The 14254-nt window shown below is 63.6% G+C and carries 19 protein-coding genes; 14 read left to right on the top strand and 5 right to left on the bottom strand.

From position 1 onward, the window contains the following. The coding region (locus VNH11_30525) for a hypothetical protein (GenBank protein HVA50720.1) at window positions 1-238 on the top strand (238 nt) is incomplete at its 5' end. 6 nt (window positions 239-244) lie between these two features. Next, on the top strand, window positions 245-442 hold the full coding sequence (locus tag VNH11_30520) for a zf-HC2 domain-containing protein (GenBank protein ID HVA50719.1): 198 nt from the start codon (window positions 245-247) through the stop codon (window positions 440-442). A gap of 564 nt (window positions 443-1006) precedes the next feature. Here VNH11_30520 and VNH11_30515 read toward each other — a convergent pair. After that, the gene (locus tag VNH11_30515) at window positions 1007-1705 is read right to left on the bottom strand and encodes a glycosyltransferase (GenBank protein ID HVA50718.1); all 699 of its coding nucleotides are present in this window, start codon (window positions 1703-1705) and stop codon (window positions 1007-1009) included. Between the two features lie 219 nt (window positions 1706-1924). Between VNH11_30515 and hisI the strand changes: the two genes are divergently transcribed. From hisI to VNH11_30500, 3 genes are read left to right on the top strand one after another with little or no spacing between them, the layout of a single operon-like run. Beyond that, complete coding sequence (hisI, locus tag VNH11_30510) at window positions 1925-2311, top strand: phosphoribosyl-AMP cyclohydrolase (GenBank protein ID HVA50717.1); 387 nt, start codon at window positions 1925-1927, stop codon at window positions 2309-2311. 39 nt (window positions 2312-2350) lie between these two features. After that, window positions 2351-2812: a RidA family protein gene (locus tag VNH11_30505; GenBank protein ID HVA50716.1), complete on the top strand. Its 462-nt coding sequence runs from the start codon at window positions 2351-2353 to the stop codon at window positions 2810-2812. Window positions 2813-2851: 39 nt separating this feature from the next. Beyond that, complete coding sequence (locus VNH11_30500) at window positions 2852-4123, top strand: hypothetical protein (protein ID HVA50715.1); 1272 nt, start codon at window positions 2852-2854, stop codon at window positions 4121-4123. Window positions 4124-4143: 20 nt separating this feature from the next. On the opposite strand, the gene VNH11_30495 is transcribed toward VNH11_30500, so the two are convergent. Next, the gene (locus tag VNH11_30495) at window positions 4144-4476 is read right to left on the bottom strand and encodes a phosphoribosyl-ATP diphosphatase (protein ID HVA50714.1); all 333 of its coding nucleotides are present in this window, start codon (window positions 4474-4476) and stop codon (window positions 4144-4146) included. A 92-nt stretch (window positions 4477-4568) separates the two neighbouring features. On the opposite strand from VNH11_30495, the gene miaA reads away from it, so the two are divergent. From miaA to cysC, 4 genes are all read left to right on the top strand, one after another. After that, window positions 4569-5546: a tRNA (adenosine(37)-N6)-dimethylallyltransferase MiaA gene (gene miaA / locus VNH11_30490; GenBank protein HVA50713.1), complete on the top strand. Its 978-nt coding sequence runs from the start codon at window positions 4569-4571 to the stop codon at window positions 5544-5546. Window positions 5547-5631: 85 nt separating this feature from the next. After that, window positions 5632-5904: a hypothetical protein gene (locus tag VNH11_30485; protein HVA50712.1), complete on the top strand. Its 273-nt coding sequence runs from the start codon at window positions 5632-5634 to the stop codon at window positions 5902-5904. Beyond that, window positions 5901-6242, top strand: a complete 342-nt coding sequence (locus VNH11_30480) for a helix-turn-helix transcriptional regulator (protein HVA50711.1) — start codon at window positions 5901-5903, stop codon at window positions 6240-6242. Before VNH11_30485 ends, VNH11_30480 begins: the two co-directional genes overlap by 4 nt. Window positions 6243-6370: 128 nt before the next feature. After that, the gene (gene cysC, locus VNH11_30475; protein ID HVA50710.1) at window positions 6371-7021 is read left to right on the top strand and encodes an adenylyl-sulfate kinase; all 651 of its coding nucleotides are present in this window, start codon (window positions 6371-6373) and stop codon (window positions 7019-7021) included. 80 nt (window positions 7022-7101) lie between these two features. Here cysC and VNH11_30470 read toward each other — a convergent pair whose 3' ends face one another. Both VNH11_30470 and VNH11_30465 read right to left on the bottom strand, forming a co-directional pair. Beyond that, window positions 7102-8304: a hypothetical protein gene (locus VNH11_30470; protein ID HVA50709.1), complete on the bottom strand. Its 1203-nt coding sequence runs from the start codon at window positions 8302-8304 to the stop codon at window positions 7102-7104. A gap of 82 nt (window positions 8305-8386) precedes the next feature. Beyond that, complete coding sequence (locus tag VNH11_30465) at window positions 8387-8587, bottom strand: hypothetical protein (GenBank protein HVA50708.1); 201 nt, start codon at window positions 8585-8587, stop codon at window positions 8387-8389. 287 nt (window positions 8588-8874) lie between these two features. Here VNH11_30465 and VNH11_30460 point away from each other — a divergent pair, with 287 nt between their 5' ends. The 5 genes from VNH11_30460 (at window position 8875) to VNH11_30440 (ending at window position 13523) form a co-directional block, all read left to right on the top strand. Further along, the gene (locus VNH11_30460) at window positions 8875-10239 is read left to right on the top strand and encodes a hypothetical protein (protein HVA50707.1); all 1365 of its coding nucleotides are present in this window, start codon (window positions 8875-8877) and stop codon (window positions 10237-10239) included. 105 nt (window positions 10240-10344) lie between these two features. Then, window positions 10345-10728, top strand: a complete 384-nt coding sequence (locus VNH11_30455; protein ID HVA50706.1) for a hypothetical protein — start codon at window positions 10345-10347, stop codon at window positions 10726-10728. A 23-nt stretch (window positions 10729-10751) separates the two neighbouring features. Beyond that, window positions 10752-11123 (top strand): type II toxin-antitoxin system PemK/MazF family toxin, encoded by a 372-nt coding sequence (locus tag VNH11_30450; GenBank protein HVA50705.1) that lies wholly within the window; start codon window positions 10752-10754, stop codon window positions 11121-11123. Window positions 11124-11259: 136 nt separating this feature from the next. Continuing rightward, window positions 11260-12219 carry a MoxR family ATPase gene (locus VNH11_30445; GenBank protein HVA50704.1) on the top strand — a complete coding sequence of 320 codons (960 nt, stop codon included), beginning with the start codon at window positions 11260-11262 and terminating at the stop codon, window positions 12217-12219. Beyond that, a complete protein-coding gene (locus tag VNH11_30440) occupies window positions 12216-13523 on the top strand; it encodes a DUF58 domain-containing protein (GenBank protein HVA50703.1) in 1308 nt (435 codons plus the stop codon). The genes VNH11_30445 and VNH11_30440 overlap by 4 nt, the downstream gene beginning before the upstream one ends. A gap of 7 nt (window positions 13524-13530) precedes the next feature. Here the strand turns inward: VNH11_30440 and VNH11_30435 are convergent, their stop codons facing one another. Beyond that, complete coding sequence (locus VNH11_30435; GenBank protein ID HVA50702.1) at window positions 13531-13764, bottom strand: DUF3368 domain-containing protein; 234 nt, start codon at window positions 13762-13764, stop codon at window positions 13531-13533. Between the last annotated feature and the right edge of the window lie 490 nt (window positions 13765-14254).

Raw genomic sequence — 14254 nt, 5'->3', positions numbered from 1 at the left:
CGTCTTCGCCTTTCCAGGCTCCAGCCGAGAGGTTGCCCTACTCGACTGCTGGATCGGCTACATGTCGAACGAGCAATTTCACATGGTCAGCTCCTTTCAGCTAACAAGATCAACCAAGCTTCCCTGGCGCACCAGAAACATTCATGATAGAAAAATGGGTTTTGACCTGCCTTATCTTTCTGCCAGGAATGTTTCTGTCATTCATCGGGGCGGTGGACAATTCCGTTACGATGGATAGTGACCGATGAACACGACGAACGCCACTCAATGCCCATTCGACTCGCTTCTGACCGATTTCGGCCTCGGCAAGCTCGACGCGGTCGGCGCCGAAATGGTGAGCCGGCACCTGGAGTCCTGCGCCGATTGCCGCCAGCGCGTGGCCAGTTTGTCGGGCGACAGCTTCGTCGGCCGTTCGCGGCAGGCGGGCACCGAGAAGGTGTAGCCGATTTGATGTATCGGTTGCCGCAACGCGCAGCGCGCTGCGCCGTTTGGCCAACAAGGGGGGCCATTGGGACGCGCAGCGCGCTGCGCCCGAGCAGCGGGGACCACCGCATGCCAAGGTCCCGCGCGGTGTGAAATCGAGCAGCACGCAGAGGCCGACCTCCGTCGCGACGCGCAGCGCGCTGCGCCTTGCGATGGGGCCGTTCCGAAGGCGCAGCGCGCTGCGCGATGGGCCCACCATGCCCAGCGAACCGGATTCTGTGTGCGGTGACGTGAATGGGCCGCGATCGCGACTGGCGCGGGGAATGACGCCCCTTTCAGGGCTACGATGTTGCATTGGGCACGTCCACCTGGGGTTGCACCCTGGGCTATCGAATTACGCACCTTCGGTGCGACGCAGGCCACGGGCCGCTTCCGAGCATCCATCGTGGCCCGCGCTTGCTTCATTGGGGATCTGGTCGTGGAACAGGCCGGCACGTGTCGGCAGGCGTTCTTACCCAGCGCTACTTCGCCGGCCGCACGGATGGCCTTCGGCCGGGATCCGAGGAGCTGCTGGCGGCGACGACTACTCGCCCAGCGCAAACGCTTTGAGGCGGTCGAGGTAGTTGGGCCGCCGCGTCGGTCGGGTCGCCTGCGAGGCTGCCGAGTCGCGCCGCTGGACGTGCGCCGCCGGAAGCTGCACCGAAACGCCCGATCGCCAAGAGGGCCGCGGACCGATCCAGCGGGAATCGATCTCCTGCACGGCGAACCCGCGTGCCGCCAGAAAGTCGGCCCAGTCGCGGCTGGACTGCGTCCGCAGCCAGCCGTCGAGCACGCAGCGCCGCGCCATATGCCAATCGGGTTCCGTGACCGGCCCTTCGCTGGGCAACGGAGGGATCGCCCCCAGCAGGGCCGGTCCGCCGCGCCGAGCGATTGCGACGTCGCCCAATCGCAGGGCATGCCATAACAGGTTCAGCGCTCCCGGCCCGCCGGCGCAGGTTTCGCTGCGATAGAGCACCACGTCGCCGCTGCTGCGCAGCATCCCCTGACGCATCAACGTGGCGCGGTCGGCCGGCGCGGCCAGCACGACCTGGCTCAGTTGCGGATAAAGCAGGGCCAGGTCGGCGATCACTTCCGCCGTGGCGTCGGTCGAGCCGTTGTCGATCACCAGCAACTCGAAACGGTCGGTCAACTCCGACATCACCTCAAGGAGTTGTGAAACCAACGGACCGACCGTCGATTGGCTGTTGGTGACCGGAACCAGGGCGCTTAACGAGGTCTTCAATGCCGCGCTTCCTCCAGAAGGAACGTACCAGCCTAGCCATCGGACACCGGACATGGCGAACTGTAGGCGCGGCGGCAAGACGACTATGACGCGGCCTGTATCGGACGGCGGACGTGTGCCGGAACGACGCGCCGAAAGGAAAACGACGAATAACTCCAGCGGTGGCCAGCCACGCGAGGTGCGGTTATGCTAATGGTTTCGTCTAACCCGCTTTCGACCATGACCCATGCCTCTCCGGCCGTTCCCGATTTTTCCAAGGGCGACGGCCTGCTGCCCGCCATCGCTCAAGACGCCGATACCGGCGAGGTCTTGATGCTGGCCTACATGAATGCCGAAAGCTTTGCCCGCACGTTGGCCAGCGGCGAGGCCGTGTACTTCAGCCGCAGCCGGAACCGTTTATGGCGGAAAGGCGAAGAAAGCGGCCACACGCAGCAGGTGCGTGCCATTCATGTCGATTGCGACGGCGACACCATTTTGCTGAAGGTCAACCAGCGCGGAGGCGCCGCCTGCCACGAGGGGTATCGGAGCTGTTTTTTTCGAGAAGTCACCTCGGCGGGGTTGATGGTGGTGGGCGAGCGGGTTTTCGACCCAGGCGAAGTGTACTGAACCCTGAACCCTGAACCCTGAACCCTACAAGGAGTCTCCATGAGTGCAGAAAAACGCGTTCACGAACTTGGTCTGGAATTTCCGCCGGCGCCCAAGCCGGCGGGCGTGTATCAGCCGGTGCTGCTGGTCGGCAACCTTTGCTACGTCTCCGGCCACGGCCCGCTCAAGCCCGACGGCACCATGATTACCGGCCGCGTCGGCGCCGATCTCGATCAGCAGGCCGGCTACCAGGCGGCGCGGCAGACGGGCCTGGCGATTCTGGCGTCGTTAAAAGCCCGGCTGGGCAGCCTCGACCGCATTCGCCGCGTGGTAAAAACGCTGGGCATGGTCAACGCCTCGCCCGACTTTCAACAGCACCCGGCGGTCATCAACGGCTTCAGCGAGCTGTTTGCCGACGTTTTCGGCAAAGAAAACGGCGTGGGGGCCCGCAGTGCCGTGGGAATGGGCTCGTTGCCGGGCAACATCGCCGTCGAGATCGAGGTGATCCTGGAAATCGAGTGATCTTGCTCGCGGCGGGCGTTTCTGTTAGCTAGCGACCCCGTGAAGGATCCTCTGCCAGCACCGTCGACGCTCGACGGACTCGACCGACCGACCGAGCACGCGCCAACCGCCGTCGCGGGCGGCCGTTGGCGGCATTGGCCGAGCAAAAGCACCTGGATTGCCGCCGCCGCGGGGGCGATGGTGGCCGGCCTGCTGATCGCCTGGCCGAGCGTCGCCCGTTGGAGGCATGGTTCCGAACAGGGTAGTCCGCCCGTAAAAACGGTCGCCGCCCGCGTCACAGGAGAGAGGAATCGGATGCCGACACGTCCCGCCCGGCCACTCGTGGTGGAGACAATCGAGGCGGAGGAGACGCATACCGAGCCACAAGCAGAACGGACCGACGAGCAACCGTGGACGGAGGAAGAGGTACAGGAAGAACGCCCGGAACCGACCGAAGCGGGTTTGCCCGAGCCGCGTGAGGTCGCGGAGGTTATCGGTCTCTCGGCGGATGACCCGCCGCTGGAAATCGCCAGTCTGGCAGCGGGGCAAACCGTCCGCGGCGATGCCGCTCGCCGGCCGGTGATTGATGTGCCCGCCGAAGGTCTGGTTGTCGCGGCCGACGAGATCGCATTCGAAAACGTCGACTTTATCGCTGGCGAGCCGCTTTTGCCTGGCCGGGCGATGCTGACGCTGCACGGCGCACAGACGACCTTTGACGGCTGCACCTTCGATGGCGGAAACGCGGAATCGAGCAGCCTTCCCCTTGCCATCGCTTGGAACCGCGAGCCTGGCGGCCCGGATTCCATCTCCGGCGAGTTAGAGATCCGTAATACGACGTTCAACCACGTTGCCACGGCGGTGGGCTGCCGCGTTGTGGAGAGCATGACTTGCCGGCTCGACAACGTCTTGCACCCAGGACCGGGCCCATTTGTCGAACTCGACCGGCCTCCCGAAGCCGACGAAGCAGTGACGCTAACGTTGTCGCACGTGACCGTGCGCGGTGCGAGTTCCGTGCTGTCGGTCGGCTGCGACCGGCTTCCTCGGCAGTTGGGGCAACTCGACGTTGAAGCCCTCGACTGCGCCTTCGTGCTGCGTTCGGCCGCGGCGTTGATCGTCTATCATGGCCCGGTCCGGCCCGGCCCGCTGCTTGCCGGACTGCATTGGACGGGCCAAGGCTCGGTGCTTTCGACGCGCTCGCGAATGGCCCTATGGCGCATGCCCGAAGGCCGCATGCTGGCCGCCCACGAAAAAGCGGTGCCGATCGAGGGTGTCGTGCGCGGCGATATCGTGCTGGCCGGCGTCGGGTTTCAGGCGTCAGGAGCGAGGCGATAGGCGTTTCGCCTCGCGCGCAGCTACGCGCGGCCGGCCTTTTCTTCCAGGCCCGAAATGCCAAAGCGGCGGGCCAGCTCAGCCTCGACGGCGGTCAGGCTGCTGCCACAGTGGGCCAGCATCACGAGCAGATGATAGACCAGGTCGGCGGCTTCGCGCACCAGGTGCTCGCGGCCGGCGTCGCCGGATTCGCCCGCCGCTTCGACGACCTCGGCGGCCTCTTCTGTGATTTTGGCTCCGATCTTGGCCACTCCGGCCGTCAGGAGCTGGCTGGTGTAGGATTTTTCGGAGGGATTCGCCTGGCGGTCTTCAATGGTGGCCATCAGGCGGGTCAGCACGGTCTGTGGTTCGCTCAACGATCGGCCCTTTCCCTCGGTGGATTTGCGGCGAGAATCAAAGAACCTCTATTACTTCGCGCCGAGCGCCCGCCGTCAAGGGAAGTCGTCAAGTGAAAAGCGAGTCCCGTCACGAACCCGCCATCTCGGCTCCCACGCCTTTGGCCGACTGCTGGTTTCTGACCGGCCCCACCGCCAGCGGCAAGACGGCCGTCGGCTTGGAGCTGGCCCGGCGGCTGAACGCCGAAATCTTCTCGCTCGATTCGATGGCCGTCTATCGCGGCCTCGACATCGGCACGGCCAAGCCCTCGCCCGACGAACGCGGGCAAGTGACGCACCACCTGATCGACCTCGTCCAGCCCGACCAGGATTTTAGTTTGGCCGAGTATGTCTCCGCCGCCGAAACGCTGGCGGCCGAGGTGCGCGACCGCGGACGTGAAGTGCTGTTCGTGGGCGGCACGCCGCTCTATCTCAAAGCGTTGTTGCGCGGCATCTTCGTGGGGCCGCCGGCCGATTGGGAGTTCCGCCGCCGCTTGTTGGCCGAAGCCGAGCAGCACGGCACCGACTGGCTGCACGCTCGGCTGGTCGAGGTCGATCCCGTGGCCGCCCAGCGGTTGCACGCCCGTGATGTGCGACGCGTGGTTCGCGCCTTGGAGGTGTGGGAGAAGACCGGCCGCCCGATCAGCGATTGGCAGCAGCAGTTCGACCGCGCGCGTCCGGCGAGCGCGTGCCGTGTGTTCGTGCTCGACTGGCCGCGTGACGAGCTTTATCGCCGGATCGACGCTCGCGTCGAGGCGATGTTCGCCGCGGGCCTGGTCGATGAAGTCCGCGGCTTGCTGGCCTCGGACAAGCGACTGAGCCGCACGGCCCACCAGGCGCTGGGCTATCGCGAGGTGCTCGAACATCTCGACGGCCGCCGGCCGCTTATCGATACGATCGAACTGGTGAAAACCCGCACGCGCCAATTCGCCAAGCGGCAGCTCACGTGGTTTCGCAGCTTAAGCGAGTGCCGCTGGGTCAAGGCGGAGCCTGGGGTGACGGGCACGTCGCTCGCCGATGAGATTACGAAAGCGTCAGATGCGGGTGAGTAGTGAAACGGGAAGGATGCCGAATGCGACAACGACTGGCAAGTCCACGTCTGTTGTATTATAATTCCCTGGAAGCGAGAGCCCGACCATGGCATTCCACTCAATCTCAATCCTTTGGGATCTCGACGACGACCTCGACGGCAACGTGCAGCACTGTGCCGAGCACGATGTGACGAAAGAAGAGGTCGAGGAAGCAATCGAGAACCCAACCGACGAAGATGTTAGCCGATCGTCCGGCCGACCGGTTCGATTCGGCGAAACGGCCAGCGGTCGACACCTGCTGATTGTCTACGAACAAATCGACGAAGACACAATTTACCCGGTGACGGCTTACGACGTGCCGAGGAGGCAAGAGCGATGAAGCGTATCACTCGTCAGCGGCATCTCACGGCTGAGGAAGCAGCCAAGTATCAAGCAATTCGAGATCAGGTCGCAGAGGAACTGCCGGAATTGCTCGATCGCCATTACCAACGCGTTGCGGCGTTGGACAAAATTGATGACGTACTGAAACAACTGAAGGCCGCGCGCGAAGATAAGGGCCTGAGCCTCGCCGACCTGAGCGAGCGCACGGGCATGGACCGCTCTGCGCTATCGAAGCTCGAAAGTGGCGAGCGGCCGAATCCAACGGTCCAGACGCTGGTCAGGTATGCCGACGCGGTGGGCATGCGGCTGGAAGTCACACTGATCGACACGCCGTAGGCTTGAGCCGCAACCCGCTTGTTCACCGCCGCAGAAACACGCCTTTTCGCCGCTCCCGGCGGTTGTTAGGATGGGTCGTTTGCTGGAGATATAAGATCCTTTCCGAGTACGAGGACTGACCAACCGCCATGTCGAACGATACGAACGTCCATTGGCACGAACATAGCGTGACACGAGAAGAACGCGAGCGGCTTCACGGCCACAAAGGCTGCGTGATCTGGTTTACCGGGCTGAGCGGTTGCGGCAAGAGCACCATCGCCAATCTGGTCGATCACAAGCTCCACTCGCAGGGCAAGCACAGCTTCGTGCTCGACGGCGACAACGTGCGGCACGGCCTCAACGCCGGGCCGGGCATGCTCAAGGAACGGCACGGCGACGAGTTCGCCAAACGCTTCGGCCTCGGCTTTTCCGCCCAGGACCGCGAAGAAAACATTCGCCGCATCGGCGCCGTCGCCAAGCTGTTTTGCGACGCCGGCCTGATTACGCTCACCGCCTTCATCAGCCCGTATCGCCGCGACCGCGATGCCGTCCGCGCCACCATGCCGGCCGGCGACTTCATCGAAATCCTGGTCGATGCCCCGCTGGAGGTCTGCGAGGCCCGCGATCCCAAAGGACTTTACAAGAAGGCCCGTGCCGGCGAACTGAAGGGCTTTACCGGCATCGACGATCCTTACGAGGCGCCCGTGAAGCCCGAACTGGTGCTCGATTCCGCCAAGAAAGACGCCGAAACGCTGGCCGAAGAAGTGCTGGCCTATCTACGCAAAGCCGGAAAGCTCTAGCCGGCTGAACGCGACGGGTAGCGGAAGCACGTGAGAATTCTGGCGGTGCCGGCCTGACTTCTCACGAAGCCAGCGACGTGTCATAGCTTGTCGGTGGGGCCGAATTCGTGAACCATCGAGGGCGGCGCGCCGGCCAACCGCCGACTCGACAAAGAGTACCGTTGCTGGCCGATCAACTCGCTCGGCGAAGCGAAGTACTCGGACAGTTCCTTCACGTCGGACATGGCAATCGCCAACTCGTCGGGGCGGCTGGCAAGGTGAGAGATAATCAGCAGCCAATAGTTTCCCGGCCTCGGCACCACCAACTGAAACTGCCCGCTTTCGTCGGCGCGAGCGATCGACCCGCCGAGCGCACGCAGCGCCTCGGCCGAGGGCGCCGCGTTCAGGTCGTCGTCATCGGCGGGCCGCAGGCCCCGCGCGGCGATCTTTTTCGCCGGCTTCTTGCCGGCCGGCAGGGCGATCACCACCGCCCGCTCGTCGGCCAGCGATTGCCCCGGCGAGAGCGAATATAGGATGCGTCCCTCCAATGCGACGGGTTCGCCGACCGTTTCGGCCGGAGCCGTGCTTGCTTTTGGCTGACTGCCGCGACCGATGAGCCAGCCGGCGAGAAAGGCCAACAGCATCATGCCGACCATGAGTGCCGCCTGGGCATAGACCGCTTTGCGCGTCACCAACAGCACCGGGCCGGGCTGTCGCTGCCCGCGCCGCATCGCGGTCGACCACGTAGCCCGCTCACTCCGTGAGCGGAAGGCCGTTGCATTCGCTTGGTGCTCCTCTTTAGGAAGAGCTGCTAAGTCTGGTGATCCTTCCCCTTGCGGAGCAAGCGGGCTACCTAGGTTTGAAGCTCTTTCCCCTTGCGGAGCAAGCGGGCTACGCACGGGCGGCGGACCAGCCACCGTCGCGATCGGCCCACGATCGGACGCACCAGGAACAGAAATAACGGGCGGCGGCGGTGCGACCGCCGGCTTGCTCGGCTCGTCTACCGCCGGCAGCTTCGCCGCACCTGCCGGCTTGGCGTCGATGAGTTGCAGAACTTCATCGAATGCGCTGAACTCGAATGCTTCGCCCTTCGACCCGGCACGCTCGGCGGTCGGCACCTCAGGCGGCATGCTTGCCGCAGGCGAAGGCGCCGGCGATGCCGCCGCTTCGACGGTTGCCGGCGGCGGGGGCTGCGGCACGACGTTCGCCTGCCCGCACTTAGGGCAAGCGACCGTGCATCCGACCTTGCGGCTGCCGACACTCAGCGTGCGATGGCAATTCGAGCAGACGAACTGGACGGGCATGGGCGACCGCGAACGAAAGAACGAAAAAGTTCGATCATTCCAGGCTAACCCAAGGTTGCGAGCGCGGCCAGTACCAATACGGTCAGCGACTGGTCGCCCAACGTTGGCCCACGCGATCGCCCGCCAACGACTCGCAGAGCCGGCGGACCTCGTCGAGGTCGCGTTTCATCGACTCCACCAGAAAGCGATCATCCTCAGTGCCAGCCGTCTGCCAGGCATGGTGACAGTCGCTGAGATGCTCCAGAACATCCTTCATCCACAGGAATTTCGCATGTCGATCCATCGTCGCGGCTCCCCTGAGTCTCGTTGCGGGCGGTTGTGGTTCATCACACCCAAAAGCACGTTGCGTGCCACGGTTGTCGCGCCGGCGAACCGCGGGACGTAACCCCTTGTAGCAACAATGGTTGCAATAAGAAGTCGGCCCCCGTGCGAGTAGCGGTTCCGCGGCCGATTTGTAAGAATTGCAATGCGTATACGCTTCCGGTCAGGGTGCGCCGCGGAATAATCCATCTAGGCCAGACGCTCACTTTGCGGCTACAATCGGGCGGGCACCGCTGCCAGGAGACCATCATGACGATGCCTGCGAACGCCGATGTCGAAACCCACCGGGACATACCGAAATCGCCCGTTGCCAAGCGCCGGGGTCGCCGCTGGCTCGTCGGCTTGTCGGCGATCGCGGTCGGCGTGCTCGCGGCACCCACGGTGATTTGCAAAACGCCGCTAAAAAACGCCGGTTTGGCGGCGGCATTGCGCGCGGCCGCAGTCGATGGCCGGGCCACCATCGGTTCCCTCTCGATGGGTTGGTTCTCGCCGCTGTCCGTCGCCGACTTCGAGCTACGCGACGAACTAGATCAGCGGCTGGCGAGCATCCCCGCCGTTTCTATCGACAAGAGCCTTATGGATCTGCTCTTCGACCGAAGCGACCTCGGGCATCTACGCGTGGATCAACCGGCGATCGACGTGACGTTCAAGGCGAAGCCGGCCGAAGTCGAAGAAGTCGTCGCCCCGGAACTGGCCAAAGCCGAGAAGAAGACGGGGAACGTCGGCTTCGAGGTTGAGATCGTCAATGGAACCGTGACCGTTCACGACCCGGCTGCCAAGCGAGAATGGACGCTCGAGCGCGTGATGCTCGATCTCAAGCGCACGCGGGCGGACGGCGAACCGGTCCGGATCGCCCTTGCGGCAGCCATGCCCTCGGCGGGCACCGAGCACTTGGGACAATTCAAGGTGGCGGCGCGGCTGCAACCGGTCCGCCCTTGGTTGCTGGAAATCGACGCCGGGCGGGCGATCGACCATGTGCGCGTGACGCCCGAAATGTGCGATGCCTGGTTGAAGTACGCATTGCCCGTGCTGGCGGACGTCACGGAATCGCAAGGGGAGTTTTCGCTCGACCTGGAAGGTGGCCGCATCCCGTTGGCCAGCCCGGCGACAGGTCAAACGGCGGGCATGATTACCCTGCACACCGTCGATGTCGGCCCCGGTCCGTTGGCGGAACAGTTCTTATCCGCGGTCGCGACGCTGGCCGAGGCCATTGGCGTCGAGGCGGCCGTGCAGCCTCGGCAATTGAACCTGGCGCGCGAGTCGCAAGTCGAGTTTCGCCTGGTCGACGGGCGGGTTTATCACCGCGGGCTGCGCTTGGAGCTGCCGCGCATGTCGATCGAAACCTATGGCTGGGTCGGCTTCGACCAGAGCCTGGCCATGATGGCCGAAATCCGGCTTTCGGATCCCAAACTGCTCAAAGGGCCGCTTGCCGCCCTGCTCACCTCAAAGCCGCTGCAGTTGCCGATCGGGGGGACGCTGAAGAAGCCCGTGATCGACACACATGAACTGCGCAGCTTGGGTCGTCAGGCCCTCCGCGATACCGCCAAAGAGCTGATCGGGAACAAAGTGGAGCGCGAGCTAGACAGGTTGCTTCGCCGGAAGTCGCAACAATAATCAGCCGGTTGATCGCAGATTCGCTTTATGGGTCTGCGAGTGTGGCTCTTGAGGCAGCGTCACGAACCGCTATACTTTACGTAGGCGGTCGAACCGGAGAGGCAAATGGCGCACAGTGCGCTGCGCTGGGCCGGCACCGGTCAGGACGTCGTATTAGAGACGGAGATGAAGATGGACGAGACGGAAGAAACGCACGAGGCCTTTGAGAAGCGGATGGTGGATATGCTTCGTGTTCTGGGAGGCCCGATGTCCGAGGGAGAAACGAAGTTTCTTCGGGGCGTTCAGGCATTCATCGATTTCGCCGTCCGCAATGGGTTAAGCTTCCATGCCACGATGGTATATCTTAGCCATGATTGGAATGAGCTCGCGCGCTATGGCTTTGACTTCGAAACCCCGATCAAGAAAGGCTTCTGGCCCCGCGTGTACGACTTTTCCGAGATAAGCGGCGACGAGGTTGGCGAGCCAGAGCCTGAGCAATCGGCTCGGTAGGCGTCCGGCGGAGCGGTCGCTTCATGGCATCAATACTGCTTGCCCAGCGCGGTGAAATCTACTACTGCTATCTCGACCCTGTATTCGGTCGAGAGATGGGCGGGTATAAGCCCCGACCGGTGGTGGTCTTGTCGATCAACGACATCAATCGGAAACTGTCGCTTGCCACCGTGGTGCCGGGAACGAGCGCGGACGGAAAACCGTCTCACTTCCGTAATATCGTGGTAGTCCCTTCCAGTGCCGATAACGGCCTCCAAAAAGAAACCATTTTTATGTGCCACCAGCTTCGCGCAATCGACATGGGCCGGTTCACCTCGAAGCGTGTTGGGGTATTGTCATCGCGCGATCTTCAGCGCGTAGAGGAAGCAATAAAATTCAACCTGGGCCTCCTTTAGGCCGCAGCAGGCGACGCTTGCGCATTGCGTGATTGAGCTGCCCGCTAGGATCTCGTTCCGCGACCGATCATAATGGCCCTGGCCGGGCGGTCAAGCCGCGAGGGCTTTTCCCGGTCTTGTCGCGGCCGAGTTCATCATGTCGATCAACGTCAGCACCGTCGCCAAAAGAATCATCGGCAACATCGAGAAAGTCGTGCTCGGCAAGCGACAAGAAGTGTTGCTGGCGCTCGTCTCCTATTTCTGCGAAGGGCATATCCTGTTGGAAGACGTGCCCGGCGTCGCCAAGACGATGCTGGCCCGCTCGCTGGCCCTGAGCATCGCTTGCTCGTTCAAGCGCGTGCAATGCACGCCCGACCTGCTGCCCTCGGACATCACCGGGGCCTCGATCTTCAACCAGAAGACCGCCGAGTTCGTGTTTCGTCCCGGTCCGCTCTTCGCCCAGATCGTGCTGGCCGACGAAATCAACCGCGCCACTCCGCGCACGCAGGCCGCGCTGTTGGAAGCGATGGCCGAAAGCCGCGTCACCGTCGACGGGCACACCTACGAGCTGGAACGACCGTTCCTGGTTGTGGCCACGCAGAACCCCATCGATCACGAAGGGACATTCCCTTTGCCCGAAGCCCAGCTCGACCGCTTCCTGGTGCGGCTCAGCCTCGGCTATCCCAGCTTCGAAGACGAAGGCAAAATGCTGGAGCGGCTGCAACGCGGACACCCGGTCGATCAGATCGAGTCGGTGGTCTCGCCGGCCGACGTGATCGCCTGCCAGAAAGCGATCCGCGAAGTCTACGTCGACGAGAAGGTCCGCAATTACGTTTTGGAGATCGTGCATGGCACGCGGTTGCACGACGACGTGGCCTTGGGCGGCAGTCCACGGGCGTCGCTGGCCTTGTTCCGCACCAGCCAGGCCGTGGCGGCGATGCGGGGCAACAATTTCGTGCTGCCCGACGACGTGAAGCGCATGGTCGCGCCGGTGCTCAACCATCGCCTGGTGCTCAAGCCCGAAAGCCGGCTGCGAAAAGTGACGGCCGCCAAGGTGCTGGAGGAAGTGCTGGCCGAAGTGCCGGTGCCGGTGGCGTCGGGAGCGGCCGCTTCATGAGATGGTATCTGGGCGCGGTCTTCGTGCTCGTGGTGGCCGTCGTTTTTCAGCTCGGCCTGCTGGCCTACGCCATGTATGTGCTGCTGGGCATCATGGTCGTCAGCCGCTTTGTGGCCCGGCATTGGATCGACAATCTCTCGGCCACGCGGGAGTGCAATTGCGATTCGGCCGAGATCGGCGACAAGGCCGCCGTGGTGGTGACGGTGCGCAATCGCGGCCGCCTGCCCGTGGCCTGGACGTTGGTCGAAGACAGTCTGCCGCGGCAGGCCTTGGTGCAGCGGCCGCCGCGGCTCAAGGTGCATAACCGGCGGCTGATGATCGGCATGCTCCGCCGCGGCGGGCAGAAGACGATGCTTTACCAGGTCGAGTTTCTGATGCGCGGCTACTATCAGTTCGGGCCGGTGGTGCTGGAAACGGGCGACTTGTTCGGATTGCACCGCCGTTATCGCGTGGCGACGGAACCGCATTTTGTGCTCGTCTATCCGCGATTGGTGCCGCTGGCCGGCTACGACCTGGCGTCGCGCCGGCCCGTGGGCGAGATTCGCCTCACGCACCGGCTCTATGAAGATCCGACGCGGATCGCGGGCGTGCGCCCCTATCAAGAGGGCGACCCGCTGAACCGCGTCAACTGGCGGGCCACAGCCCGCACCGGCCTGCTGCACAGCAAGATTTATGAGCCGTCGACCATCGCCGGGGCCACGGTGATGCTGGCGTTTCACCGCGATGAGTACCCGTCGAGCAACGAGCCGTTGCGGTCGGAACTGGCCGTCACCACGGCGGCGTCCATCGCCAACGCGGTTTACCTAATGGGCCAACAGGTGGGACTGGTGACGAACGGGCGCGACGCGGCCGACCGCATCCGCCAGGAGGGATGGGCGCACGATTACCACAGCCGCGCCGCGGCCCAGCAGAACGTAAACATGGCCGATCACAGCGAGCGTTTGAGGCCGGTGATGGTGCCGACGCGACGAGGCCCCGAGCAGCTCTGGAACATCCTGGAAACCCTGGCCCGCGTGGAGCTGACCGACGGCTTGTCGTTCGACCAACTCGTGCTGGAGACGATCAGCCGCCTGCCGCGGGACGCGACCATCGTGGCGGTTTTGCCCAAGGTGACGCCCGAAACGGCCTTGGCCCTGGGAAGTCTGCGGCGGCGCGGTTACGCGGTGGTGGGGGTGCTCATCGTGTTCGACCAGTTCGAGTTCGAAGAATACGGCGGCCGGCTGGTGGCGCAGGGGATTGAAGCCCGCCAGGTGACGGACGAGGCCTCGCTCAGCGCGCTGTGCGGGCAGCATTTGCTTCGCTGAGCGGAGGTCAATGCGGCGAATTGCGAGTTAGCCAAAGCTTAAGGCGCTCATCGAGCAGATCCGGCGATATCCAGAAGTCGGTTTGCTTCACGCGTTCAAAGGCGTCGCGCAGGTTAAGTAGCCCTCTGTCGGCAGCCAACTCAAGCACTCCAATTGTGCCGGTGAATGGAATCTGGCGGCTGGCGGCAGCTTTCCGGCCCTGTGAGTCGTCGATGAGCAGCAAATCCGCCTTCAGTTCCATCGCCAGACTGATGGCTGCGAGCTCCCCCGGGGTGCAGTGCCGGGATCGGTTCAACGGCGGCAGGGACTCGCTCGATGAGCCAGCCTGGTGGCGCGGCAATAAAAGCCTGGACGGCAGGTGGCCGTTTATCGGCGCGCAACTCTTCGGCAACCGCAGGCGGGATAACGACCTCACCAAACAGTTCGGGGAGCAGCCCTACTTGGCCGATATTGATCAGCACGATCAGGGGCGAACTGTCAGCTACGATGAGCATCGGGAATTCACCCCACCAAGCGCGTCAGCGTCTGCCGATCAGTTTCGAGGTCCTCCATCGAAGGGGAGCCTTCAAAAATGCTGTGTCGCTTAAGCCCAATACCGTTCGTCTTTGCGCAAGTCACAGCCTCCTGATAACTTATGTTTGGTCAAAAACCAAGCATCAAGGAGGCTGTGACGATGGAAGAGCAAGGATGCTCAACGCTGGCAGCGGGAGTAGATGGCCGTATTTTGGATC

The organism is Pirellulales bacterium (assembly GCA_035533075.1).
In the GTDB taxonomy this organism is placed as follows: domain Bacteria; phylum Planctomycetota; class Planctomycetia; order Pirellulales; family JAICIG01; genus DASSFG01.
The sequence above is the reverse complement of the archived record's forward strand: the minus strand, read 5'-3'. Positions and strand labels throughout refer to the sequence as shown.